The sequence below is a fragment of the Rhodococcus sp. IEGM 1302 genome (assembly GCF_030056935.1).
Classification (GTDB): domain Bacteria; phylum Actinomycetota; class Actinomycetes; order Mycobacteriales; family Mycobacteriaceae; genus Rhodococcus_F; species Rhodococcus_F qingshengii.
The window spans coordinates 1-23,248 of the sequence record NZ_JASHKY010000001.1; the positions used below are offsets into that span (position 1 = coordinate 1).

Sequence of the window (23,248 nt, forward strand, 5' to 3'; positions counted from 1 at the left end):
CGGTGTAGACACCAGCGGTGTAGCCGGCCGGTCCGGAACCGACAATGATGACGTCATGGACCGCGGGCGTGTTTTCCAGCTGGGTGGTCATGCGAGCCTTCCAATAGTGAGTGCAGACCCTCCGCTTCTTGGAGAGCCGTACCGATCAACACCAGGATAAGGGGTGTTGTTCCCGCACTCCGCTGGAAAGTGGCTCACAGCCGGCAGCTCACACGCGGGACTCACGGGCGGGGCGCGGTGCCTCCCGAACCACAAGCGCGTCCCGAACCACACAGCGCGTGCCGGTGTAGATGGTGGGCATGCACTTGTTGCAGTGGATACACAACCCCTCGTCGACGCTCTCGGCTTGGAATTTGTTGACCAGTTGTGGGTCCCTGAGGAGCGCACGCGCCATGGCGACGAATTCGAATCCTTCATCCAGTGCGTGCTCGATGGTGTCGACGCGGTTGATGCCGCCGAGCAGGATCAGTGGCATCCTCAGCGCCTGTCGGAACTGACGGGCGAAGGGCAGGAAGAAGCCCTCCTCGAACGGGTACGTCGGAAAGAGTTTGGGACCGTAGAACTTCAGCCCGTACCCGACGAGTTTGGGTTGGGAGGCGACAAACTCAGCCAGTGGGACCTCGCCGCGGAAGAAGTACATTCCGTTGAGAAGTGAACTGCCACCGGTCAATTGCATCGCGTCCAGATGGCCGTCGGCTTCGAGGATCTGGGCGATCGGCAGGCTCTGGTCGAGCCACAGACCTTTCGGCACCCCATCGGACATGTTGAATTTCGCGGTGACCGCCACGCTGGATCCAGCGGCCCGTCGCACCGCTTCGACGACTCGACGCGGATACTCGGCGCGCTTGGCGACGCTGCCACCGTATCGATCGTGGCGCTTGTTCAGATTGGGGCTCATGAACGAACTGAGGAGGTAGTTGTGGCCGAGATGGACCTCGATGGCGTCGAATCCTGCGTCCACGGCGACGCGAGCGGTCCGTTCGAAGTCGGAGACGACACCGTCGAGTTCGGCGAGTGTCGCGCCCTTGACGAGGCCCATCGCGGGCGGACTCAGCCGGGTCGACGGCGCCAGAGTCTTCGTCTTGTTGGAGAGCGTGTTGGCGACCAGTCCCGCGTGGCCGATCTGCGCCGCAGCAAGTGCGCCTTCGGCGTGGACGGCGTCGGTCAGTCTGCGTAGTCCCGGCAGCGCGCGCTCGTCCATGACAAGGGTGTCGCGGTGGACTCGTCCACCTGGTGAGACGGCGCAATAGGCGACAGTGGTCATCGCGGCCCCGCCGCGGGCCACCTCGGCGTGGAAGTTGATCAGATCGTCCGAGACCGCTCCCCGGGGCATGACGCCCTCGAACGTTGCAGCTTTGACGATGCGGTTGCGCAAGGTCAGAGGGCCGAGACGTGCGGGTTCGAATATCGACGGTGTGGGCGCTGTGGTCATTTTCAACTTCCTGCGGCGGCCTGATCTTTACGATGCCAGTGGACTCGTAACTACGACGATATAGCGCCTACTGCCAATCTGTCCGACAATTCGACACGATGAATGCCACAGGATCAGGTCGCCCACGAGACCCACGCATCGACGACACAGTCCTCGAGGTCACCCGAGCGATGCTCCTCGAGGTCGGTTGGGATCAACTCAGTCTCCGGGCGATCGCGGCACGGGCAGGGGTCAGCCGAGCCTCGATGTCGCGGCGATGGCCGTCGAAGGCACATCTTGTTCTCGGGTCGATCCTGGGGGCGACACCGGACCTGACACCGTTCGAGGGCACCGATCGCGACGGCTGGATCCGTTGGGTGGTGGAGGGAAGTGCTCAGCTCTTCTCCCGTCCCGAGGTTCGCGCCGCGTCGCCAGGATTGCTGGCGGCCCTGCGCGACCACGACGACCTGCGCAACGAATTGTGGCGCGGGTTCAGTGGACCGAGTACGCAACTGTTCCTTCAGAACGCCGAAGATCCTGAATCGGCACTGCTCGATGCCAAGGCCGTGCTGGTATTGGCGGCCGGGGCAGCGATGTTTTCGAGTCTGATAGCGGTCGAGGACGATACAGATGCGCTACGCGAAAGAATCCTCGAGCTCTTACTCCCGGCGGCATCGCCGCGCTGACCGTCGACGTCAGCCGATGTTCTTGACCGACAACGTATTCGGATTCCCGTCGCTGCAGTTGATGCCAACAGTTAGTGCAGTGATCTGACGCGGCTGCGATCCCGTGAAGAGTAGGACTATCGCCGGCGCCCCGTCGATGCGAATCTCGCCGGAACCGAGTAGAGGCCAGCCCTCGTCGATGCCGTTGGCGCGTAGGCATCCGGCAAGTTTGGATGGATCATCCAGTGGTCCAAGGTTTTTGGATCCGACGAGTGAGAGCAGAGACGCCGAATCCGGATCGTCGACAGCAGACGTCGCCGGTGTGCTCGGTTGAGCGACAACACTTTCGGCGGGTTCGGAATCTCGGGTTCCGATAACAACGATCACGAAGGCCGCCAACACGGCTGCTGCGGCACCGAGAACCCACGCTTGTGGGCGCCGCCGGAACGGCACGACAGCTGCCTCAGCTGGCGGCTCCAGCTGTTCTGACTGTCGATCCAGTGCCGAATTGATTCGCTCGGCAAGCGAATTCGGAATCCGTTCGTGAGTGGCCTTGCTCGAGTTCAGTGTCGCGAGTGATGCCGTGACGCCGTCAAGGGCGGTGACAAATGCATGGGCGTCAGGATCTGCGCGTACCACCGGCCACAGAGCCGCACTGGTTTCGGAATCGAGAACCCCGGCGTGAAGATCTGCGAGTAGGTCTTCTGAAAACGGAGGCGACGGAACGCGAACAGACGGATCTGTCATGAACCCTCCCTCGGCAGTCGGTGCGGACCCTTACAAGATAGGACGCGGCCGGTTCACGAATGGTTCCCGCCTTCGCGAAAGTCCTCCAACTGGGCGGCGAGACGCTTGCGCGCGCGGGCGCAGCGACTCTTCACGGTCCCTACGGGCACTCCCAACCTCTCGGCGGCCTCGGCTACCGGATACCCCTCGACATCGACGGCGACGACGGCAGCACGCTGCTCAGGCGGCAGCGATGCCAGTGCCTGTTCGACGGTCAGGCTCATGTCCACTGTCGCCGCATAGTCGCGGTGATCGCGGGGTTCCTCCGCGTTCTCCGAAGACAGAGAGAACCCCGCCCGTGATTTGTTGCGTCGGATCCGGTCGAGGCAGGCATTGACCACGCACGCGTTCTCGGGCGTTGGTGAGTATTGAGGCTCTACGAGCGCTCCGCTGACCTGCGAAAAGATGCGTTGTAAGCGTTGGCGAGAATGAATGCGAAGTGGAGCTACTGCGTACCCTCTGCGTACTGAGCCCGTTCCGCTTCTTCCCTCGCCTCGATTCGCGCCTGTGCCGCTCCAAAGCACCGACGTGCCACTGCGATTTGTTCGGCGTTCCACGGAGGGAAGGTAGCCAGAACTTTCTGGAGATGATCCTCGTCTTCCTGTCGCCAGGGTGCTTTTTTCGGCAGACGCGGAGTTCTCATCCGGTGAGCATGCGCCACAACTGGACCTGATGTCAGTTGAACCGAGAGCAGATCAGCTCGACTCGCCACGGAGGAACCGATCGCAGTCGTCGCGATGGATTCGCCAGTGACCGTTCGGCGCCTTGCGCTGATACCCGAGGAGGCGCTCGGACTCAAGATCCTTGCGGACAGTGACGGGATGCCGGCGCATGTACGCCGCTGCCTCGGAGACGTTCATCCATGGGGTTTCGATGTTCTCGCTCATATCCTGACCCTATGGCTGAGGGGTCAAATTTTTAGACCCTCCGGGTGCAACCTCGATCGATCCTGCTGCCACCCGCTTGGCATTGCGTCACGTCTCTCCCCACGGACTTTTCAGGCCGCACATGGGCAAATGAGGGTCAGTTGCGGATGGCTCCGATCGACTCTCGAATGTCCTCGGTCATCACGTTCGACCGAGCCGGGTCGGTCCAGTAGTCGGCGACGTCGGTGAAGAGTGCTGGCGGAATCACGAAGTCTCCGCGGGCAGCTGCTCCCATTACGAGGTCGACCACGAGGGCGTCTTCACCGACGTCCATCCACTCTCTGATCATCTGTCGGTCGCCAGCGTTCATGAACGGCATGGCAAACGTCACCACGTCGTTCATTACTTCTCGGGCCGGCCTCATTTGTGGCACTTTACCGGCAAAAGCCCAGGAAACGGGTCTCGAATCGACCCTGTATCCCGTACGGGGTCAGCGGCTCAATGCAAAGCGCCCTTCCGTGTGGATCGATCGAGGGGGCATGGCCAGGGGTGCTTCGTAAGGGCCTGTCATCGGCGCTGAGCCAGCCTCTCCGGAAAGGTACGGGTCATGAGCTGGTCATCCATCCACGCACGGCACTGCCCGTTTGATACCGCGGTGGCGAGGTTGACGCCGATGGGTTGGCCGGCGGGCTAGCTCTCGGCAGGCTCGGGCTTGCGGTACGGGTTCGGCATTGGTGCGTCCTGCACGATGCCGTTGTCCTCGGTGACTGTTCCGCGGAACGTCTGGTTCACCGCTTCGTAGTCCTGTTCGAGGTAGGCGCGGTGGTATTCACGCGCCTCGGCGAGAGTGTTGAGGTTGATCGATGTCATCACTCGGTACCAAGGGTTGTCGCGTCGGTCTCCGTTGCGTCCGGTGCGCGAGAACTGTGACGCCTCCATCAGCTTGCCAAGTGAGGGGTCGGTGAAGAACACAGCGAACGCTGACATGCGCAGGGTTGCCGGCGACGACTCGAAGAGAGGGAAGCTCGAGCCTGGCAGGAAGTCGTTGAGGATGTTCTCGGCCCTGTCGAGGGTTGCGATGTATCCGGGTAGCGACTGCCATGCGTCGAGAGCCTCGGCGTCAGCGTGATTGAGGAACGCTTCCAATGACTCATCACCGTTGATGTGTTCCTTGGCTGCGGCCACGCCGGCCATTGCCTGGTCAACCTTGGGTCGCAGTGCGTCGATGATCTCGTCTGCGATGCCGTCGTCGAGCGCGTCGTGGAAGCGACGGACGTACAACGTCTCGTGGCCGGTAATCGAGGCGACATAGTCACGGGCTGCCTGCTCGGCCGCGCCCTTGGCTGCCAGGGTCGCGAGTTGAGCATCGGTGAGCTCGCCTCGGACGATCTTGTCCTTGATCTCCTTGGCTACTGCATCAGAGGGGGCAGCAAAGGACTTCATTCGCTGCCAAGCGGCGAGAGTGTCCGAGAGCGGCTTGGGTACCGGAATGTCGAATGCCTCGATACTGGCCACGAGGCGCTTGCAATGGGCAGTGGTGGTGTTCGAGCTGTAGTAGGCAGTCATTGTTCGTTCCTTCGTCCTGAGTTCCAATGGGGTGGGTATGAGTGGTCACGTTCGGGCGATTTGGCCGGCGAGGCTCCAGGTTTGAACGCACCAAGCCTGAGTTGCTCGAGGATGCGTTCGGAGCGTGCGTCCTCTTCCTCGGGGCTCATTGAGTCCGCCAGGAAGCCGGGTAGAGGGTCTCCTCCTGTGCTGGCTCACGTGTCCTGGCGACAAGGTCTGTGAAGTCCTGCTCGGTTAGTCCGCTGAGGTATTCCTCGACGACGGCGCCGAGCGGTCGTGCGGGGTCTGTTTCGTGGGCTTCGGTCATGGTGGATTCCTTTCTTGTGGTTAGCGTCCGGTGAACGACAGCGCTTGCTGCTGCTGCCGGATGCGCTCTTTCTGAATCGCCTCGGCCATATCGGCGACGTGATAGTGGATGTGCTCCTCGATGACGCGGCCACCTTCGGCGATCGCGGACTGAATCGAGTTGGACCCGAGCTGGTCTGAGACGACTGGGCCTACTGTTTGGGCTCCCATTGCGGCGGATTGGATGTCCATCGCCGCCTGCCAGTACCGGTGGTTCGGATCCAAGGGCGTGCCTTGAACTCCGAGGATCTCCGGAATAGCGCTCTTCGCGATATCGCCGACCTGAGTTCCGAACTGAGCGAAACGACCCTCCGCGAACAGGCGAGCCTCTTCAGGATCGAAGACGCCACCCTGCGCGAACATGCCCATCGCCCGCTGCACACCCTCGACACCCTGCTTACGAGCGATCGAGTTCATGCCATCGACGAACGACGAACCCACAGCGCGAGTCCACTCGGGCCGCATGATCGACTCACCACCAGAAACGCCAACCTGGAACTTGTCCTGGCCGGGGCTGTATCCGGGGATGATCCCGCCGAGTGCGTAGCCGTGCCCTTGGCCCCACATGGCCCCGAGGTCGTCGCCATACCTGGATCGGTAGTAGCGCAACGCCGCGGACATTGAAGCGTCGGGATCTGTGCGATCGTTCGGCAGATCCGGGTTGCGGTAGGTCGCAAAGGTTCCAGGAATGACCTGAAGTAGACCCACCGCTTCATTGCCGCCCGAGTTCACATCCTGAACCGACTGGACGATGTTCGGGTTGCCGCCGGACTCGGACTGAATCTGCGCGAGCATCAGATTCTGATTGCGTTCGCTGGCGTCGAACCCCTCTCGCTGGAGAGCTTCAATCACCTTGGAGCGCCACTGTTCCGCACCGGCTCCGATGTCGAACGGCGTCGACCCTGAATCGTTCGGCCCGGAGGCGCCCCTGATTGCAGTGGTCATCGCATCCTTGATTGCGGTGAACGCAGCCTTGGGGAGCTGACCCATCAGCGTCGGCCCAAAATCCGGTATGCCAGCACCAATGCCCGACACCGTCTTGTCGAATGTCGAAGCTGCGACCGAGCGAGCCGAGTTGACTGCACCGCCAAGGAGGCGGCGCACACTTCCCATGAGCCCGCCGCCATCCGCGTCGGCCGGATCGCCGCCAGGGCCAACCGGTTCCGCGACTGCCCAGTGCACATGGTTGTTGTGCTCTGCCATCGTGCCCGCGCCGTAGAACCCGTAACCGTCACCGACTGGGTTGCCGGCGCCGATGTTGCGATTGAACGGATCGTGAATCAACTCGATGGTTCGGCCTGCAAAGTTGTCTGCAATCCAGCCTGCGAGTTGACGCATCTCAGGGGTTGAGGAATACCCGTTCGAGAAGTCCGCAGCCATGCCCTGCGAGTGGTAGCCGTTGTCGGTGTAGCGAAGACCGGAGGTCATTTGCATTCCGGCGCCGAACTTCTCCTGCACGGCCGACGTCATCGACTCGACGATTCCGCCGTTTGCGAAGTACTGCATTCGCTTCTTGACGCCAGCTACGCCCTCGGCTCGCGCTGCGGCATTCATGCCGTTCACGTAGCCGGAGCCCATAGCCTGGGTCCACTCCGGGCGCATTACAGCTTCGCCACCCGAAAGGTGCAGTCGCCCACCTGTTGGTGATGCAAACTCATGGACATCGCGGCCCGGGGTGTAGCCCGGAAGGATGCCGCCTGTCGCGTACCCAGTCTTGCCGCCATCGTTGCCGCGAGCGTCGAGGACCTGCCCCGTCTCAATGCGTCCAACGCCGTCCCACTTATCCAGTCCGAAGACTGTGGCGACGGTATCCCAGGCGCTCTTCAGGGCACCATTGATGACGTTGTCGATGATCCAGTTGATGGGACCAGCGGCCATCTCTTTCAGTCGATCCCAGTTTCCGCCGAAGCCTTCGACGATTCCGCGACCGAATTCGAGGAGGGTTCCGAGACCTTCCTTGAAGCCAGGAAAGATCGTGTTGGTGATATTCCCAACGACCTCGCCGATCTTGGATCCGAGGTTGCCCCAGTTGATTCCGCCACTCTCGGTGGTGCCGAGAATGTTTCGTCCGAGGTCTTCGAGGCTTGACTTGAAGCCGACGAAATCGCCCGTACTGAGAGAAAGTAGGGATTGCGCAACATTGGACCCGAGGGTTCCGAAGTTGCTGCTACCAACCTGCTGCGTCTCGATTGACTTGCGCTGCAACTCGTCGAGTTGGCGGTCGAATTCCTCGACGTCGCCGAAGGTCTTCTCCCATTCCTCGCGGGTGTACTGCTTCTGTCCACCCGATCGGCCGCCGCCGGTATTTGGACCAGGAACCGTGGTGGGCAGTTGACCATTTTCCCGCGCTTCGCGCTGTTCCTTGGTCTCCCCATCTCCCGGGCCAAAGGCGCCGTTCCACCAATCCTTGATGTTGCGGAGAGCGCCGTTGTCGTTGTCGTTGCGTAGAAACCTCCACGCGCCGCTCATGTCGAGGTTGTACTGAAATCCGCCGACATGTCCCGGGTCGACTGCGCTTCCGTCAATAACTGCGCCCATTGGGGGCACGGCACCTGAGTTTCGCGCATTACCTTCAGGAGCATTGGGGTCGTTCGGCCCCGCCCCGGGTCCGGTTCTACCTCCAGAGGGGAAGAGAATGTTCGCCAACTTGATGGCTTCTTTGACCAGGTTGAGAATGTCGGTAACCGTGTGGCGGACGTCTTCCCAGAACGCCTTCATCTTCTCCTGACCCTCGGCCGTGCGCATCCAGTCCGCGAACTCACGCATCGTTTCCGTGAGGCTCTGGACCATCGACTTGCCGGATTCATCGGACGTGGTGAACAGTCCACCAACTACGCGGCCAATCTCGACGAACAGATCCTTGATTTCACCAAGGGCTTTGATCGAGTTCTCCATGAAGGTGCGGATCTTGTTCTGCCCCTCCTCGGAGGCAGTCCACTCCTCGAAGCGCGCCATTGTGTCCGCGAACGAACCGCTAAGGCCGGGGAGGAAATCTGATCCGATGGAGGCGATGTTCGTCAGGCCGCCGAAGAGGCTCGACAGTCCGTCGATGACGGGCTGCATCGAGATCCGGGTGTTCTCGAGAATGTTCGTCCAGTCGAGCTTGCTGGACTCGCTCGACAGGTCGGCGAGCGCGCCCTTGAGTCCGATATTGATCTCGGTCGCAATGCCGCCGAGGCCGTTCTTGAGGATCGGGAAGTAGTTCGTCGCAAGATCGGTGATCGATCCACCGAGGCCGGCAAACAGGTTGTCTTGGATCTGGAGTCGGAGATCCTTCCAGGCATCACCGAGGCTGCGGGTTTCTTCAACGAACGCACGGGCGTTGGGTGACAGATTTGCCAAGGCTGCCGCATACTCGTCGACCGCGTCAGCACTAGCCGTTGTCGCTTCAGCGGCACGTTGCTGAGCATCAATGACGGCTTCCTGCGAATCCGCAAGGTTCTGCTGTGCGTCGAGAACTGCACCCTGCGCGTCAGCTACAGCAAGGTGTGAATCCGCCAGAGACTTCTGCGAATCGATGACACCCTGATCTGCATCGGCGATGGCTTCTTTCGCGGAGACGACCTGCTCAGAACCTTCGACGCCAGCCTGATTCGCGGCAGCGACCTCCTCGCGAAGATCACCATTGCGCTCACGCACCTCGTCGAGACGCTGCTTGGCCTCGTCGACACCGAGAACGGCCTCGGAAATGTCGAGTTGAGTGACCGGCTGGCCACCCTTCCAGAGATCCCGCAACTGCTGCTCGGCGCGACGGACTGCCAACTCAGCGCCACGCTCATCGAGTGCCGACCCCTTCAGCGCGAGATTTAGATCCTCGATCTGCTCCTGGGCATCCTTGCGGGCTCGGGTCAGGCTCTTCTGGGCTTCCTCTGACCGCTTCTGTGCCTGGGTAACTCCACGTTCAGCACGCTCGACGTTGTCGAGTGCCGTGCCGACGCCACGCTCAGCACGAGCAACACCGTCAGCGGCCTTCTCTACGCCACGCTCTGCGTTTGCCACAGCCTTCGCGGCCGACGCACGTTCTCGGGCCTCGGTCGCCTGCTGCTTCGCGGTCTTCGCGGCATTTTTCGCAGCCTCCTCGGCAGCCTTGGAGCCCTTCGAGAAAGCATCAAACACTCCGGTCGAACCTATGACGATGGTTGCGATTCCTGCTGCGGCAGAGGCGGCTACGGCAGGGAGCAGTGATATGACTCCCGCAGCCTGGGCGAGCTGACCGATCAGTGGAACGAGACTGACTGCGGCTAGTCCAACGAGGGCTGCGGTTGCCAGTCCAACGGGGTTGATGATCCCCGAGGCAGCTGTGCCAATCGAGCCGATGCCGCCGACACTGCCGATCCCTTGGGACGCGGCGCGAAGCGCTGCCAACTGCGCGAGTGCGGCAGTGATGTCGAGATCGAAGTCCGCGTGCATCGAGCGGCTGGCCTCGACTCGGAAGGCGCGGAGTTGTTCACGCGCCACCGTCAGATCGAGGCGAACTGGAATGGTGACGGCGGAATCGCCTGAGGTGGCTGCGAGATCCGCCCGAAGCTGCTGGCGAAAACCAGACAGGTCCGGGGAGACCTTCACCTTGATATTGGCGTTGAATCTCCCCAGACCCGTTTCGAGCTTCTGCCTGAAGTTGTCGAAGTTCGGTACGACGATGACCGGTGCTTCGATGCGCTCGGAGCGCAGTTGAACTTTGACTTTCCGATGGAAGCCCGTGAGGTCGGGTCCAATGGCGATTGATGCTGTGCCTGCCTGAAACTGGACACTCACGGGCTACCTCCGGGTACTACGCCACGGAACCCCTTGCCCCGCAGTAAGCCATCACGACGTTTCGGTCGAATTCGAGAGCCCCGGCGCTCCCTTTCCGACCGTCCAACGAACTTGCGATTCGTTGAACGTGGCGTCTACTGCATCCGAGGATTTCCGCGGCTTCAGTGCTGCCTATGGATAATCCTTGCGGGATAGGGGGTTTGGCGACGTCGCGTTGTCGCCGTCGACTCAGCTCATCCTTCGCTTCAAGGGCGCCGAGCTTGAGTTCTTCCTGCAGATTGAGAACATGTGGTGAGGGCCGATACCCGTCGCGCTGCAGCTGCTTGATTGCAACGGAGACAAGGTAGTAGATCTCTGGGATGGCCGAACCTCGGAGCAAGATCACTCCTGCCCCGAGGTGTTCGGCGTCAGCCCTCGTCATCCGGCAGGGTGATGTCGCCATATGACGCGGCGTGCGCGGCGAGGTCGACCATCTGCTTCTCGAACTCGTCTCCCATGTGCAGCTTGAAGATGTCTGCGAGGGCGAAGAGGCTCGCGAATGTCAGCTCCGCCAACCGGTTGCGCTCGTTGGCTTCGTCGATGACGATCTGCACGCCTTCGATGTCGCCGCGTTTGGCGTGTGCGATCGCGGCAAAGCCTCGGGAGAAGTCTTGCGGTGCGCAGATCTGGTGGACTGCTTCGGGCATGCTCATGATTCATCCTTCTTTTTGTTGGCGATGAGTTCTTCGGCCCTCTCATGAAGGGCCAGTACCTCCCGGCGTAGTTCGTCGAGGAGGTCATCACTTTCAGCGAGGGTCAATTGCGTCCATCGCTTGCCTCGGTATTCGAGAGTGATTGCGTTCAGCTCTCGGTATTGGTCGAGCGTGAGGGATGTTGGAACCTTCATGCTGCGGACTCCTTCTTGTCAGTCCGTGTGGAAAGTGTTGAAAGTGTTGAATTGGCAGCGTCTTCCCTGGTCGAAGAGTCCGTGGTGAGCTGCGCGTTCTCCACAGTTTCAACACTTTCCACACTTTCAACACTGCTTACGTAGACCCCGCGACCGGACTTACTGATGTGCCCGGCCTCGGCAAGGCGTCCGAGGAGAGTGCCTGCAGTCTTCGAATCGATCCCCAAATGAGCCGCGAGTTCAGCCGGCGCAACCTTGTCGTGAGACTCGACAAATCGAACGATCTCCACCGATCGATCAGCAAGGGTCGACTTCTGCTGTCTACGTTCAACCGTGGCAGCCGCGTCGACGAGATCCATCCCGTCGAGTGACCACCGCCCATCCGTCATAGTGAGCGCGTACTCGTTCTCGGTCACATCGCGACCGGTAACTGCAAGCACCGCGTCATCAGACTTTCGTTTACGAGCGAGAACGAGAATGAAGTCCGCCGAACCTGCTATTCCCTGAGTGCCACTGACGGCGTCCACGAAGTCTGAGGATTCTGCCTTGCGGGTGTGGTGCACGACGAGCAAGCTCGAACCCGCAACCGCATCAACCAAATCCTTGAGTTTCGTTCCGATCGCATAGTCCGCCGTGTATGAGTCCTCGCCGGCCTTCTTCGGGGGCTTCACCTTTCCGAGCGTGTCCAAGATGACCAGTGGCGCAACATCCGCGTGCTGGTCGAGGAACTCGGCAATCATCGTCACCACTTCATGCGGTCGAGCCTTGACGATCAAATGAATCGCCTTCGGGATTGGAACCCCTTCACCGAGGATCTGACGGAAGCGGCCCTGCAGTCTTCGATGGCCATCCTCGAGCGCCATGTATAGCACCGGTCGGCTGGACACCGAGATCTTCCCCAGCGCCAGACCGCCTGACGCACAAGCAAGTCCAACGCCGGCAACCAACCATGACTTGCCCGCTTTCGGAGGCGCCACGATCAGCCCGAAACCCTCTGGAACGATGCCTTGCACACTCCACTGAAGTGGAGGGAAGTGCTGCGCGTCGAGCCATGCCCCGTCGACCATCCCGTCGAGTACGCGAGACGAATCGAATTCTGGCTCTTGATCGTCCACTACGCAGCTCGTCCCGTCGTCCGTTCGGCTGACCTCAGGCATGTGTCGATCTCTCTTTCCTCGAGCCCGGTGGACAGAGCCGCCGAACGAATCTCATCCACGAGGTCACTGCTCCCTCGTTCGAGGGCCCTGCAAAACGCCCAGAACGTGATCGCATTTCGGCCGCCCCCGTGCGACTCTGCAACTTTCCGGACGACGCCGTGGTTACGCACCTCCGGCGGAGCAGTGGCGGGCCGCGGTTTGTACTCCGAGACTTCTACCAACGGGAGCAGTAACTCGGGCAGAGGTGCGATCGGAAGGTCGACTTCGATCCGGTACGGCTTTCCGGTCTCGGGATGGATCGACCCTGGCATGACGGTGTATCCCGTACGCCATGTCTTGAGGTCGATACCGTCGTGCTGCTGAATCTTGCCCCTCACCTTCCCGGAGAACTGGAAGTAGGCATGTCGACCGCCGGAACCCGTACGCACTACGAGGGTTTGAAGAACGGCAGGGATCTTCAGTGACTCCAGGTTTCCGCCGTTGCGAGGATCCTCATCAAGGACCATGACGCCCTCACAGGTTCCACCCCAGTTGCAGTTAGGCCACCGCTTCGCCTGTCGCTCCAGAACCCCGCGGTCTGTCGTGAAGTCATGAAACCCTCCGGGGAGGAACGCCTTTTTACCGTCGAGCGGACCCATGGCGAACCCGAGTTCAAGCATCTTTTCGTTCGGAATCATCAGGCCACCTCCCCGACGTCGTCGGACGTTCCGAGCGCGAGATCGATCAGAAGGAGAAGGGCGCGGGCGAGGTTGCCGGCGTCCTCGATCGTCAGGGAGTACTTGTTGAGTGGCGTGTCGTCGCCTACCGGGTCGCCCTTGGCGTTCCATCCGTGGCTCTCGAAATTGATGTGGGGGTATCGGTCGCCGACCCTCTGGCTGATGTTTGCGTAAATCGTTGCGGTGGTCCAGTTTCCGTCCACACCCACGACTGCATACTTGGTCGTGTACGGCATGCGCAACGGAGTGGATCGCCACTCGGCGTGATCGGGCTGGCAGACGTCGCTGCCCGGTTCGTCGAGAACATCGAGGTTCGGATTCGACCACCGCGGCGCATCTTTCAGCCAGGGGCTGGGATCCTTGCCTGAGATCTCGATCTTGGGGAGCATCTCGGCGTTGAAGTCTCGGCAATTTTTGAACGGCGTCTGACGGGCGTCTTCCGCTTTGCTGGTGTTGTGCCTTACAGTAGGCATGAAAGATCTCCTGCTTCGTGAGAGTTGTTGGGGTTCTGAACGGCATCGACTGCAAGTGGGACGGCAATCCCGCAGTCGGTGCTGTTTTTGCGTTCACCGCTCATGAAGCGACTCCGCCGCGGACCCCGTTGGATTCCTGGGCAACGAGCCATTCCTGCAGCTTGGAGAGCTTGTAGACCACTCTCGACTTGCCCTGTACGTGCGACTCGGGGCCAATCCCCTTAGCGCGGTAGTAGCGAAGCGTGCTGACAGGGATGCCTGTCCTCTCACTGACCTGTTTGGTCGTGAGGTACTGCTCCATCTGAAAGGCCACGTCCCCGTGGGTCCGAAACGCGACTGAGGTGGGAGGGTTCATCTTCTTCTCCTGAATGAGCAACCTGCCGAATTGGAAGTGCTAAATACGTTGTACACCGTGGACTAGCCACGATGCAAGCCAAAATGTAAAGTTGCTGAAATGGCAGCGACTGAGACGGCAGAGCAGAGATTCGGCGAACGTGTGAAGTGGGAGCGGGAACGGAGGAAGTGGTCACAAGCCGAACTTGCGCGAAGAGTGGCAGATGCGGGAGTGCCGATGCATCCAACAACGGTTACCAAAATTGAAGCAAGAGATGCATTGCGCCCCAGATCAATTCGCCTTGACGAGGCCGACGCCTTTGCCCGTGTTTTCGACCGGTCTATAGATCAACTCCTCGGAGTGGCCCGAAAGACCGACAGCCGGGCTCTGGCTGAAGAAGTCGCGGCAACTGCCGCAGTGACCAATCGGCGGATGCGGAGTGACCTCGGGGCGATCTTTCAGCTCTCAGAAAGGGTGCAATTGGAGGTTCAGGCCATCCAGCAGCGGCCCATAGGCGACGCCGATGAAATGCCAGTAGATGACGTCCGGATGGTTGTAGCCCTTAGCCGGATAGGTAGCGTCCTGCGCTCCGGAACGGAGGCTCTCAAGAGCTTGTCCATCTTGGAAGACCTCTTCAAGGTGAGTGAGTCCGAACTGTTGGAAGAATTCCTCTCCCTGCCGGATGGTTCCAATGGCTCCCCAGAAGCGTAATCGGCGCGCTGGCGTCGAGGATCTATGGTGGAAGACGATTCGGGTCGAGGGTAGAGATCACAAGGTTGAATCAAAACTTCACGGAACCGGAAAGCGTTGGCGTGCACGTTACGTAGATGACGAGAGCCGTGAGCGAACGCAGCGATTCGACCGCAAGATTGACGCGCAAAACTGGCTGGACAACATCGTCGCAAGTCAGGTCACCGGCAATTACATCGACCCTGTGCGCGGTCAGATTACCTTCGGCAGCTTCTATGCCGAGTGGTCGCCGCGTCAGGTTTGGGTGCATCACACGCGTCGCGAGAATGACCGTCTCGACAGGACTGTTCCGTTCCGCGATGTAGCTATGGCCGATCTGCGGGCGAGTCACTTCGAGACATGGGTCAAGGCGATGCAGGACCAGCCGCTGGCGCCGTCGACTATCAAGTCTCGAATGATGAACGTGCGCGCAATTCTGAAGGCAGCGATACGCGACAAGGCACTGGCCGTCGATCCGAGCCAAGGCGTAAAACTTCCACGCACGCGGCGCGCTGAAGCGGCGATGAGCATTCCGACCAGTGAGCAGGTGGGCCAACTCATCTCGAACGCCGAAGATCGGTTCATGCTCTTCATCGCGCTGTGCGCGTTCTCGGGAACACGCTCGGGTGAGACGTCAGCCTTTCAGGTTGGGGACTTCGATTTCTTTCGCCGGGAGATCCACGTCGAACGCCAGGTGCAGCGAATCCGTAGCGGTGTTGTGGAGATTCGCCCACCGAAGTACGGCAGCGAGCGGGTGGTCGCCGCACCCAAAGAACTTATCGACATGGTGGCCGAGCACATCCGCCTGCACGTTCCCGGCGACAATCCGAAACGGTGGATCTTCGAGGGGCTCAACGGCAATCCGATGGAGAACAACATGGTCGGCGGGCGCTGGCGCAAAGCGAAAGCTGCCGCGGGTATTACGGACGTCAAACTGCACTCGCTGCGGCACTACTTCGCGTCGGGCCTGATCGCCGCCGGCTGCGATGTAGTGACCGTCCAGCGAGCGCTGGGGCACTCATCGGCGTCGGTCACACTCGACACGTACAGCCACCTATGGCCAAAGGCTGAGGACCGAACCCGTAAGGCCGCAAGCGGGCTCTTTGGTGAGGCTCTCGGATCTACTGCGTACCCTCTGCGTACCCAAGGGCATATTTAGGCCGCTGACCTGGCATTCGAGGCATTGACCACGATGGTGTGGAGCCAACTACGCACCGCCGCGTCGCCGCGGAACTTCGCGGCCTTGCGGTGCGCGGACAGCAGACCCTCCTGGAGAGCGTCGGCCGCATCCTCGTCCGAGTAGCTCGTACGCCGGGCAACGTGCCATAGATGATCCTGATGCCTGGTCAGTAGTTCACGGAACGCATGCTGATCGCCCTCGACATGAGCAGTCAACAATTCGAAATCCGTCGCCTCGAGATTCTTGTTCTCGAAACTTCTGGATTCGAATTTTCCGGCTCCGCCCCCGGTGCCCCCCCGATAACTGTGCACGGGCGGATATTAGCCCAGTCGGTAGGTTTCAGAAGGGCCAAGGGCGATCACTTTGCAGCAGTGAATGCAATCTCCGAGATGGATGTCTGGTTTTGTCCGGATTCGGTGCTGAGCTGCGTAATCCAAACCAGGACATACTGACCCGAGCCATCCGAAGTGACTGGAATGTCGGTCACACCGTTCTTCAGGACACCCGATCCGATTTCCTTGGTCTGATCCAGTGAAGTATTCGCAGAAGGGGCAGAACGGATTTCAACGACGGTTCCCGGCGAATCAGACGTGATCGCAACATTCTTCAGGTTGGCGGCATCGGCAAGACTCACCATCAGGCCGACACCGTTCTTCAGTGACGGGAACGGCTGGAAGTACGAGTCCGACGACCACGCAGTGGCCGGGTTGCCGTCGATGGCGTTCTTGGCCGTTGCCGGTTGATCCGGCGTGCCCTGGGGTGAGAACACCGTTACGGCCGAGGCAGCTACCGGCACGGTTGCCGCCGCCGGTGCGGGCGCGGGTGAATTGTTCTCGGGCGCAGTGGCTTCGGTGGTCAATCCGAAACTCTGCTCGCTGAGAGGGGTGTCGTTACTACCACCCGAGAGGAAGCTCGCTACCCACACCACAAGGAGAATCAGGACGATCACGGTGAAGACGCCGAGTGCCGTCAGTGCCGCGAGCATCCGCGTCGACTTCTTCTTCTCGGCCTCGATGGCTTCGGGGTCGTTCAGTGCATGACCCGACGCACCCTGTTCGCGGTGGCCGAGACGAAGTGCCGGAATCATTTCCGTCTTGTCGTTGACGACGGACGCCTGATCGAGGATGTGCTGCACGGTGGCAGCAGTGCGGATTCCACTCTCCGACTGCAACGCTCGAACTGCAACGGCCGAGATGTCGAACGGAACCTCCGGACGGACGACCCGAGGCTCGACGATGTTCCCGTCGGCGCCGCGGCCGGCGGGAAGCAAACCACCGACGGGACCGGCGGACGGTTCGGCCAGCGGCCAGCGAGCCGTGATGAGCGAGTACAGCATGGCGCCGAGGCCGCGGACGTCGCTGGTGGAATCGGCGTCGGCAAGCGTCGCCGGGAACGCCAGTACGGCGTCACCGTTGATGCTGATGCGAACGCGGTCCGGGTGGTCGATGGACAGCGCACCGCCGGTGCGGTGAGCAGCTTCGGCAGCCGCCGCGAGGGCGCGAATGGCGCGGGCTGCACCGATCGGCGACGGCGTCGTCTCGGCCATCTCACGCAGCGAACGGCCGGGAGTCCATTCGGCGACGACGATGCCGCCCGAGCTTCCGCGGACGACGTCGAGGACGCGAGCCAGACCGGGCGAGTTGATTCGTCCCAGGCGCAGAGTGCGTGAGAGAACTGCCTGCGGTCCGGACTGGCTGTCGTCGTCACCGCGCTGATCGGCGTCGACGAACGTCAGGGCTACTTCACGGTCGAGCTTGACGTCGAGAGCTTCCCAGAACTGCAGTCCGCGGGTTCCGCCGTGCGGCGCGAGCAGACGGTAGCGTCCGCCGGCGACAGATGCGCCCGGGATGAGCTTCGGTCCACGGGGCATCGGTCGCTGGGCCGGTCGTGATGCGGATCCGGCGGCAGGTGTGCGAGGTGCAGTGGGCGGTGTCTGAGCGGCAGCCGTGTTCTGAGATTCGGGTGCCTTCTTGTCCGGAGCAGGCGTCTTCGGCGCGGGTGTCTTCGAGACCGGTGCTGAAGGTGTCTTCGACACGGGCGCCGAAGGTGTCTTGGACACACTGACCGGAGGTACCGGCGGAGCGGCCTTCTGCACCGGCGGCTGCGGCTTCTGACCCTGCGGGCTTTGGCCCTGCTGCGGTCGCTGTGCGGGCTGCTGTGGCTTCTGACCCTGCTGTGGCTTCTGGCCGGCAGATGCGGAGGAACTCGTGGATGCAGGTGTGCCCGACGATGCCGTTGACTTCTGTTCGGACGCTTTCACGGCAGAAGTCCCGGCACTCTTGTTGCCGGAAACGTTGTCGTCGCTCACCCTCGCTCCTTCTCCATCGATAGCCCGTCCCCGAATACGCGCGGGTTGCGATCCTGTACGCCCATGACCAGGGTACGGGAGCGCACCCGGTCGTTCTTGCTCGTTTGATTCCGTTCTGATTGCAGGAATCAGCTCGGTGACGTCGTCGTCGGTGTTGTTACGTGTGTCCGGTTCGGCGCGACCTGTCAGTGAACGAATCTTGCGGGAGACCGCAACCGTTACCGACAGGACTTCCGGAACCTTCTTGAAGTAGAGAATCGTGAAGGTGATCGCGAGCATCAGGATGCCGCCGACGGCGACGCGAACCATCGAGCCGGGTCCGCCGAAACGCTCGGTGAGTTGATCGAATCCGAGGACCCGGTCGACCGCGAGCATGGTCAACGACCCGGCTAGCGAGGCGAGTACGACGGACCAGACTGTCTTGCCCACGTTGGCCATCTGCAGGTTTCCGAGGCTGCGGTGCAGGAGGTACCCGCCGATGACGGCGCCGGTGATGTATCCGAGACCGTTGGCCGCACCGAGCAGGATCACGACCTGATCGCTGTTGGATGCGAAGACCGGAGCGAGCGCCGAGAAAGCGATTTTCACTGCAGTGATGCCGAGAACGATCCACGTCGGCGTCCAGGCCTGTTCGCGGGCGTAGAACACTCGAAGTTGGATCAGGACCAGCGCGTACGGAATCAACGTGAATGCCGACCAGCTCACGGCGGTGCCGAGTCGTTCGGCCTGTTCGGGTCCGAAGCGGCCGTAACCGTAGAGCGCTTCACCGACCTGCGGACCCATGAAGGTCAGGAACATGATGATCGGAACCAGCGTGATCATGGTCAGACGCGTTGCGACCGACAGATCGTCCACGACGGCCGGGGTGTCGTCGGCAGCAGCGTTGCGGCTCAGGCGCGGCATGATCGCCGTCAGAACCGTCACTCCGAGCACGCCGTACGGGAGCTGCAGGAGCAACCAGGCCTGGCTGTAGATGGCAGGGCCGGCTTCGTCGGCGTGGGAGGAGATCTTGGTCGCGAAGATCATGCCCATCTGGCTGATCAGGACGTACAAGACGATGGCGACGGCCATGCCGCCGAACTGGCGCAGGCGGTCGTCGAGACCCCACAGCGGCTTGAGCGAGATCTTCTCGCGGCGAAGCGCGGGGATCAGGCTGGCTGCCTGCACGATGACGCCGATGGTGATGCCGATACCGAGGGTGAGCAGCTTTGCATCGCCCATCGAGACCGGATCAAGCGAGATCTCGCCCGGAGTCAGGCGGTAGATCACGAGCACCACGAGGACGACGACGTTGTTGAGTACGGGAGCCCAGGCTCCGGGCTTGAAGATCTGCCTGGTGTTCAGAAACGCTGTGAACAGTGCCGACAGCCCGTAGAACAGGATCGCCGGCAGAAGTAGATACGACAGCGCCGTGGTCAGGTCGGTGCTGACCTTGCCGTCTTCGGACAGGAAGACGTATTTGGTGAGTACGGGTGCTGCCAGGGTCGCGAGCAGCGCGGCCATGCCGAGTAGAACGAGCGACGCCGTGAAGAGGCGTCGGACAAACGCTTCGCCGTGATCGGCGTCCTCCCGCTCGGCGCGAACCAGCACGGGGACGACGATGGCGGTCAGCACGGCGCCCAGAACCAGTTCCGCGATCATGTTCGGAATCTGGCTGGCGACGGTGAACGAGCTGGCGATGGCCGGACCGAGGACCATCAGGATCATCAACTGCTTGGCGAATCCCGTGATGCGGCTAGTCAGCGTCGCGATCGCGATGGAACCCGTTGCCGCGAGGAGTCGAGAGTTCGTCTCCTTGCGTTCCCCGACCTGGACATGGGCGTCGGTGTCGAACTCGTCCGACGTGGTCGTCTGCCGGTCGGCGAATTCCATCTCGGCTTCGCGGTACCGGGGGTAGTCGCGGATCACCGGGATGGTCATGGTGGGTGCGTCGTCGAAACGTGCGTCCGGGTTGACCGGCTGGATCGGGTAACCGCGCTCCCACGGTGGCATCCGAGGATGCGAACGGGTCGTGGCACTCTTGCGGGTGATCGCCGAGCGGCGACCCTCCTCGGGTGGATTCCCGGTCATGAGCGTTCGTACCCTTCATCTGCTGGGTCCGGCTGACCCTTGAATCGATGCCACAGCCGTCGCCCTGCCAGGAACAGCAGCAACCCTCCCGCTGTCGCCGTCACGGCGGCCAGGGGACGACCGTACGCATTCGACCGTACGGTCACGCTGGTCGGCGTACCCAATTGGCGGCCATCTGTCGTGGTCAGCGAGAAGTTGACTTCCAGCTTGCGAGAATCGTTCATTTCCGCGGGCACAGTCAACTGTCGGCTACCTCGCGGCGGAAGCTGTTTGGGACCGATGTCACTGATCTGCATCTCGGGTGGGGCTTCCACACGCAGGTCGACGTTGATGGCGATGGGCAGCTCGTTGCGCGCCACCAGCAGGAGCGGACTCTGCCCCGACGCGAGGGTGTAGACGCCGCCCGGCGACACCACACTGACGGCCCGGTACATCCCGTCGACGGCTTCGGTGACGTTGTCGGCGCGGATGGTCGCAGCGCGCTCCGCCCGATTGACCGATGCGGAGTCGACGTTGCGGCGATCGGCCAAGGTCATCGAGCGGAGCAGATCTTCGCGGAGCGGCGCCGTGAATCCCCGGGGGGTGAGCGAAGCCGCCGGATCGTCCACGAGCGAAGCTTCGAGCCCGTCGATACGCGGAAGTTGGGTGGTTGCGGTCTCGACGACGGACGTTTGCGGACCGTCCTGGGTAGCCCGGTCCGGGTAGTCGAGAGTGGCGGCGTCCGTCGCACCCGGTTGCCTGCCGAGAAGTGCCGGCAGGGCCTGAGGTGAGGCGAGCCCGGACCGGATGAGGGTCGCGAGCATCGAGAGCACCGCCGTGGCGTCGTTGCTGTCGGCGGTCCACAGTTGCGGCGGCGCGAAGATCTGATTGCGCGGCAGCGACGTCGGCGTCAGCGCGGCCCAGGCCATCGCCCCCAGCGCGTCCTGACGCCGGGCGCTGCGCGATTCGATGTCGATGGTCGGCGCGGTGTCGTCGGGGATGTACGACGGGACCTGCGGCTCCGAGCCGGTGGCGGCCAGCGCCGCTGCCGCCGAGGTGTCGAAGGCAAGCGCGTCGAGTGAGCCGGTTATCCGCGACGACAGCTGCGGAGCTGCCGAGTCGACGGAAGTGTCAGCCACCATCGCTGTGGTGGGATTCACGCTCAGCACCTCTGCGGTGGCCGAGTCGAGGACACCCGAATCCGGCCAGACGAAATCTCGCAGTGAGGTCACGCCGAGGATGTTGTCGACGATGTCCGCCGGCCGTGTGAGCGCGGTAGCCGTCAACTCCGGATTGGCCACCGAGGTGACCGCGGCGAGATCGGCCTGGGCGAACGGAACCGCCGTCGTGCACATCGAGGACGCGAGGGTCTTCACCCGGCCGAGCCACTGGTTGGCGGCGTCGCTGCCGCGGCCTTCGTGCGACGGCCCGGTGGGGTCGGACGAGTTGTCGGCCACGAGGTATCCGCGAGTCATGTTCTCGACGGTGATCAGAAGGTCGGGGTCGATTGCCAGGCAGAGCGCATCCGTGACGCGGCGATCGGTATCGCTCTCGGGCTTGGTGGCGTTCTCCACCGCATCGACCAACGCGTCCAGACGGCCGCCGTCGGAAAGTTCGGTGGCAAGTTCGTCGTCGATCAGGCGTACGGGCTCGTTGACCGCGCCGGGGATTCCGCCGACGAGTCGTGGCGCGTCGGCCAGCGGCCACATGAGCGTGACGCCGATCGGGGCGGACGTGTCGGGGGGAACGACCGCCGTGGCGGACGAACTGGGGGTTCCGGCTGTGGCGTTCGATTCGGCTGCGGCCGGCACACCGAGGACGGGGAGCAGGAAGCGTGCGTCGTCGAGTCGGGCGGCACCGCCGTACTCCGGGGTGCCGTTCACGTTGACGAGCATCGGGTAGACGCCCGGTTCGGTGATGTCGAGAGACAACCCGGTAGTGCTCCGCAACGGCAAGGTGAGCGTGAACTGCTTGGACTGGCCGGTGTCGAGGGTGGTGGCAACGGTGTCGAATTCGCCGACCGTGTCGAAAACGGCCTGGTCGAAATCGAGTGCTGCGCGCACGTCCGAACTGGAGTCGATCGCGGGAGCGCGTTGCAGCCTCACCCCGACGTCCTCGACGGGACGGTCACCGACGTTCTTCACCGTGCCCTTGACCACGACGTTGCGGTCGCTGGTGGTCGTCACCGTGGTCGGTGCGGTGGAGTCGATGGTCAGTTGCAGAAATTTGGCATCGTTGGTGTTTCGCGCCGGGGCGCGCTCACTGGGCTGGCTGGACGGAGCGGCCCAGGAGACGGCCGTCGTCGCGGGCCCGAAACCGACAGCGGCCATCACCAAAGCGGCCACACCGGCCCGCCGCAGAGCCATTCTCATCCGGCGTCCGGTTCCTTCGGGCGCTGTTCTTGCCGTATTTCCGTTCGCGGCATCTCGGCGATCATCTGGGACGCGAGTTCTGCGAGTTTGCGCTCGTCGGCGTATGCGAGGCGCGAGTGCAATTCCGTCAGCGGCACCCAGGCGACTTCGGTGACCTCGATGTCCTCGTCGGAGAGTTCACCGCCGAGAAAGCGGAGGAGATAGTGGTGCACGGTCTTGTGGACGCGTCGACCTTCGGTCACGAACCAGTAGTCGATGCTGCCCAGCGGTGCCAGGACGGTTCCCTGAATACCGGTTTCTTCTTCGACCTCACGCATCGCGGTCTGCTCAGCGGTCTCACCTTGTTCGATATGGCCCTTGGGTAGCGACCAGAGCAGGCGTCCGCGGCGGTCGGTTCGGCCGATCAGTGCAGCGCAGAGGCGTTCGGGAGGTCCGCCCCAGCCGTCGACGACCAAGCCGCCCGCAGAAGTTTCACGGACGGTTCGCATCAAAGGTTTATCGGGGTTGCCGACGGCAGGTCGACGCCGCGGGTTGCGGCGACTCCTGTTTGTTCGTTCGGCACCAGACACCTCATCGATACTAGTTGGCGTTGCAGCGTTGCCCGGTAACCCGCGCAAAGCGGTCTATCGCGTTCGTATGCGCGTTCTGCT

At 62.1% G+C, this 23,248-nt stretch carries 19 protein-coding genes and 2 pseudogenes; 3 read left to right on the forward strand and 18 right to left on the reverse strand.

From position 1 onward, the window contains the following. Nucleotides 1–208: 208 nt before the first annotated feature. On the reverse strand, nt 209–1,432 hold the full coding sequence (gene nox / locus QM609_RS00005; protein WP_050656768.1) for a 4,4'-dithiodibutanoate disulfide reductase: 1,224 nt from the start codon (nt 1,430–1,432) through the stop codon (nt 209–211). A gap of 98 nt (nt 1,433–1,530) precedes the next feature. On the opposite strand from nox, the gene QM609_RS00010 reads away from it, so the two are divergent. Next, nucleotides 1,531–2,097: a helix-turn-helix domain-containing protein gene (locus QM609_RS00010; protein ID WP_003942539.1), complete on the forward strand. Its 567-nt coding sequence runs from the start codon at nt 1,531–1,533 to the stop codon at nt 2,095–2,097. A gap of 9 nt (nt 2,098–2,106) precedes the next feature. On the opposite strand, the gene QM609_RS00015 is transcribed toward QM609_RS00010, so the two are convergent. The 13 genes and pseudogenes from QM609_RS00015 to QM609_RS00075 all read right to left on the reverse strand — a co-directional run bounded on the left by QM609_RS00015 (nt 2,107) and on the right by QM609_RS00075 (nt 13,981). Next, nucleotides 2,107–2,823 carry an RsmA family anti-sigma factor gene (locus tag QM609_RS00015; protein WP_007729130.1) on the reverse strand — a complete coding sequence of 239 codons (717 nt, stop codon included), beginning with the start codon at nt 2,821–2,823 and terminating at the stop codon, nt 2,107–2,109. Nucleotides 2,824–2,876: 53 nt separating this feature from the next. Further along, nucleotides 2,877–3,203, reverse strand: a pseudogene (locus tag QM609_RS00020) (sigma-70 family RNA polymerase sigma factor); the annotation flags it as partial. A gap of 354 nt (nt 3,204–3,557) precedes the next feature. After that, nucleotides 3,558–3,749, reverse strand: a complete 192-nt coding sequence (locus QM609_RS00025; protein ID WP_142006317.1) for a helix-turn-helix domain-containing protein — start codon at nt 3,747–3,749, stop codon at nt 3,558–3,560. A 136-nt stretch (nt 3,750–3,885) separates the two neighbouring features. After that, nucleotides 3,886–4,152, reverse strand: a complete 267-nt coding sequence (locus tag QM609_RS00030) for a hypothetical protein (protein WP_142006314.1) — start codon at nt 4,150–4,152, stop codon at nt 3,886–3,888. Nucleotides 4,153–4,418: 266 nt separating this feature from the next. Next, entirely contained in the window at nt 4,419–5,294 is an 876-nt protein-coding gene (locus tag QM609_RS00035; protein WP_283336828.1) for a hypothetical protein, read from the reverse strand. Nucleotides 5,295–5,439: 145 nt separating this feature from the next. Beyond that, complete coding sequence (locus QM609_RS00040; RefSeq protein WP_166501951.1) at nt 5,440–5,601, reverse strand: hypothetical protein; 162 nt, start codon at nt 5,599–5,601, stop codon at nt 5,440–5,442. Between the two features lie 20 nt (nt 5,602–5,621). Beyond that, the gene (locus QM609_RS00045; protein ID WP_283336829.1) at nt 5,622–10,394 is read right to left on the reverse strand and encodes a transglycosylase SLT domain-containing protein; all 4,773 of its coding nucleotides are present in this window, start codon (nt 10,392–10,394) and stop codon (nt 5,622–5,624) included. Nucleotides 10,395–10,801: 407 nt separating this feature from the next. Beyond that, entirely contained in the window at nt 10,802–11,086 is a 285-nt protein-coding gene (locus QM609_RS00050) for a hypothetical protein (protein WP_065352600.1), read from the reverse strand. Next, nucleotides 11,083–11,280, reverse strand: a complete 198-nt coding sequence (locus QM609_RS00055; protein WP_054187659.1) for a hypothetical protein — start codon at nt 11,278–11,280, stop codon at nt 11,083–11,085. Before QM609_RS00055 ends, QM609_RS00050 begins: the two co-directional genes overlap by 4 nt. Then, nucleotides 11,277–12,395 (reverse strand): AAA family ATPase, encoded by a 1,119-nt coding sequence (locus QM609_RS00060; protein ID WP_283336831.1) that lies wholly within the window; start codon nt 12,393–12,395, stop codon nt 11,277–11,279. Before QM609_RS00060 ends, QM609_RS00055 begins: the two co-directional genes overlap by 4 nt. Continuing rightward, a complete protein-coding gene (locus tag QM609_RS00065; RefSeq protein ID WP_054187661.1) occupies nt 12,395–13,114 on the reverse strand; it encodes a bifunctional DNA primase/polymerase in 720 nt (239 codons plus the stop codon). Before QM609_RS00065 ends, QM609_RS00060 begins: the two co-directional genes overlap by 1 nt. Continuing rightward, nucleotides 13,114–13,626, reverse strand: a complete 513-nt coding sequence (locus QM609_RS00070; RefSeq protein ID WP_283336833.1) for a hypothetical protein — start codon at nt 13,624–13,626, stop codon at nt 13,114–13,116. Before QM609_RS00070 ends, QM609_RS00065 begins: the two co-directional genes overlap by 1 nt. Nucleotides 13,627–13,726: 100 nt before the next feature. Next, the gene (locus tag QM609_RS00075) at nt 13,727–13,981 is read right to left on the reverse strand and encodes a helix-turn-helix transcriptional regulator (protein WP_283336834.1); all 255 of its coding nucleotides are present in this window, start codon (nt 13,979–13,981) and stop codon (nt 13,727–13,729) included. A 99-nt stretch (nt 13,982–14,080) separates the two neighbouring features. Between QM609_RS00075 and QM609_RS00080 the strand changes: the two genes are divergently transcribed. Together QM609_RS00080 and QM609_RS00085 are read left to right on the forward strand one after the other, a co-directional pair. Next, nucleotides 14,081–14,671: a helix-turn-helix transcriptional regulator gene (locus QM609_RS00080; RefSeq protein WP_283336836.1), complete on the forward strand. Its 591-nt coding sequence runs from the start codon at nt 14,081–14,083 to the stop codon at nt 14,669–14,671. Next, nucleotides 14,652–15,848 carry a tyrosine-type recombinase/integrase gene (locus QM609_RS00085; protein WP_283336837.1) on the forward strand — a complete coding sequence of 399 codons (1,197 nt, stop codon included), beginning with the start codon at nt 14,652–14,654 and terminating at the stop codon, nt 15,846–15,848. The genes QM609_RS00080 and QM609_RS00085 overlap by 20 nt, the downstream gene beginning before the upstream one ends. A gap of 20 nt (nt 15,849–15,868) precedes the next feature. On the opposite strand, the pseudogene QM609_RS00090 reads toward QM609_RS00085, so the two are convergent. From QM609_RS00090 to QM609_RS00105, 4 genes and pseudogenes are all read right to left on the reverse strand, one after another. After that, a pseudogene (locus tag QM609_RS00090) lies at nt 15,869–16,087 on the reverse strand (sigma factor); the annotation flags it as partial. Nucleotides 16,088–16,227: 140 nt separating this feature from the next. Continuing rightward, nucleotides 16,228–20,247 carry a lipid II flippase MurJ gene (locus tag QM609_RS00095; protein ID WP_050655909.1) on the reverse strand — a complete coding sequence of 1,340 codons (4,020 nt, stop codon included), beginning with the start codon at nt 20,245–20,247 and terminating at the stop codon, nt 16,228–16,230. Next, a complete protein-coding gene (locus QM609_RS00100; protein ID WP_050655908.1) occupies nt 20,244–22,598 on the reverse strand; it encodes a DUF6049 family protein in 2,355 nt (784 codons plus the stop codon). Before QM609_RS00100 ends, QM609_RS00095 begins: the two co-directional genes overlap by 4 nt. Beyond that, nucleotides 22,595–23,167, reverse strand: coding sequence for an NUDIX hydrolase (locus tag QM609_RS00105; RefSeq protein ID WP_030537486.1), 573 nt, complete (start codon nt 23,165–23,167; stop codon nt 22,595–22,597). The genes QM609_RS00100 and QM609_RS00105 overlap by 4 nt, the downstream gene beginning before the upstream one ends. Nucleotides 23,168–23,248 lie beyond the last annotated feature (81 nt).

Bases quoted from the DNA above. Each gene is read 5' to 3' on its own strand.
- QM609_RS00080 (WP_283336836.1), top strand. From the start codon at position 14,081: ATGGCAGCGACTGAGACGGCAGAGCAGAGATTCGGCGAACGTGTGAAG.
- QM609_RS00040 (WP_166501951.1), bottom strand. From the start codon at position 5,601: ATGACCGAAGCCCACGAAACAGACCCCGCACGACCGCTCGGCGCCGTC.
- QM609_RS00025 (WP_142006317.1), bottom strand. From the start codon at position 3,749: ATGAGCGAGAACATCGAAACCCCATGGATGAACGTCTCCGAGGCAGCG.
- QM609_RS00055 (WP_054187659.1), bottom strand. From the start codon at position 11,280: ATGAAGGTTCCAACATCCCTCACGCTCGACCAATACCGAGAGCTGAAC.
- QM609_RS00035 (WP_283336828.1), bottom strand. From the start codon at position 5,294: ATGACTGCCTACTACAGCTCGAACACCACCACTGCCCATTGCAAGCGC.
- QM609_RS00050 (WP_065352600.1), bottom strand. From the start codon at position 11,086: ATGAGCATGCCCGAAGCAGTCCACCAGATCTGCGCACCGCAAGACTTC.
- QM609_RS00100 (WP_050655908.1), bottom strand. From the start codon at position 22,598: ATGAGAATGGCTCTGCGGCGGGCCGGTGTGGCCGCTTTGGTGATGGCC.
- QM609_RS00085 (WP_283336837.1), top strand. From the start codon at position 14,652: ATGGCTCCCCAGAAGCGTAATCGGCGCGCTGGCGTCGAGGATCTATGG.
- QM609_RS00070 (WP_283336833.1), bottom strand. From the start codon at position 13,626: ATGCCTACTGTAAGGCACAACACCAGCAAAGCGGAAGACGCCCGTCAG.
- QM609_RS00065 (WP_054187661.1), bottom strand. From the start codon at position 13,114: ATGATTCCGAACGAAAAGATGCTTGAACTCGGGTTCGCCATGGGTCCG.
- QM609_RS00075 (WP_283336834.1), bottom strand. From the start codon at position 13,981: ATGAACCCTCCCACCTCAGTCGCGTTTCGGACCCACGGGGACGTGGCC.
- QM609_RS00010 (WP_003942539.1), top strand. From the start codon at position 1,531: ATGAATGCCACAGGATCAGGTCGCCCACGAGACCCACGCATCGACGAC.
- QM609_RS00030 (WP_142006314.1), bottom strand. From the start codon at position 4,152: ATGAGGCCGGCCCGAGAAGTAATGAACGACGTGGTGACGTTTGCCATG.
- QM609_RS00095 (WP_050655909.1), bottom strand. From the start codon at position 20,247: ATGACCGGGAATCCACCCGAGGAGGGTCGCCGCTCGGCGATCACCCGC.
- QM609_RS00015 (WP_007729130.1), bottom strand. From the start codon at position 2,823: ATGACAGATCCGTCTGTTCGCGTTCCGTCGCCTCCGTTTTCAGAAGAC.
- nox (WP_050656768.1), bottom strand. From the start codon at position 1,432: ATGACCACAGCGCCCACACCGTCGATATTCGAACCCGCACGTCTCGGC.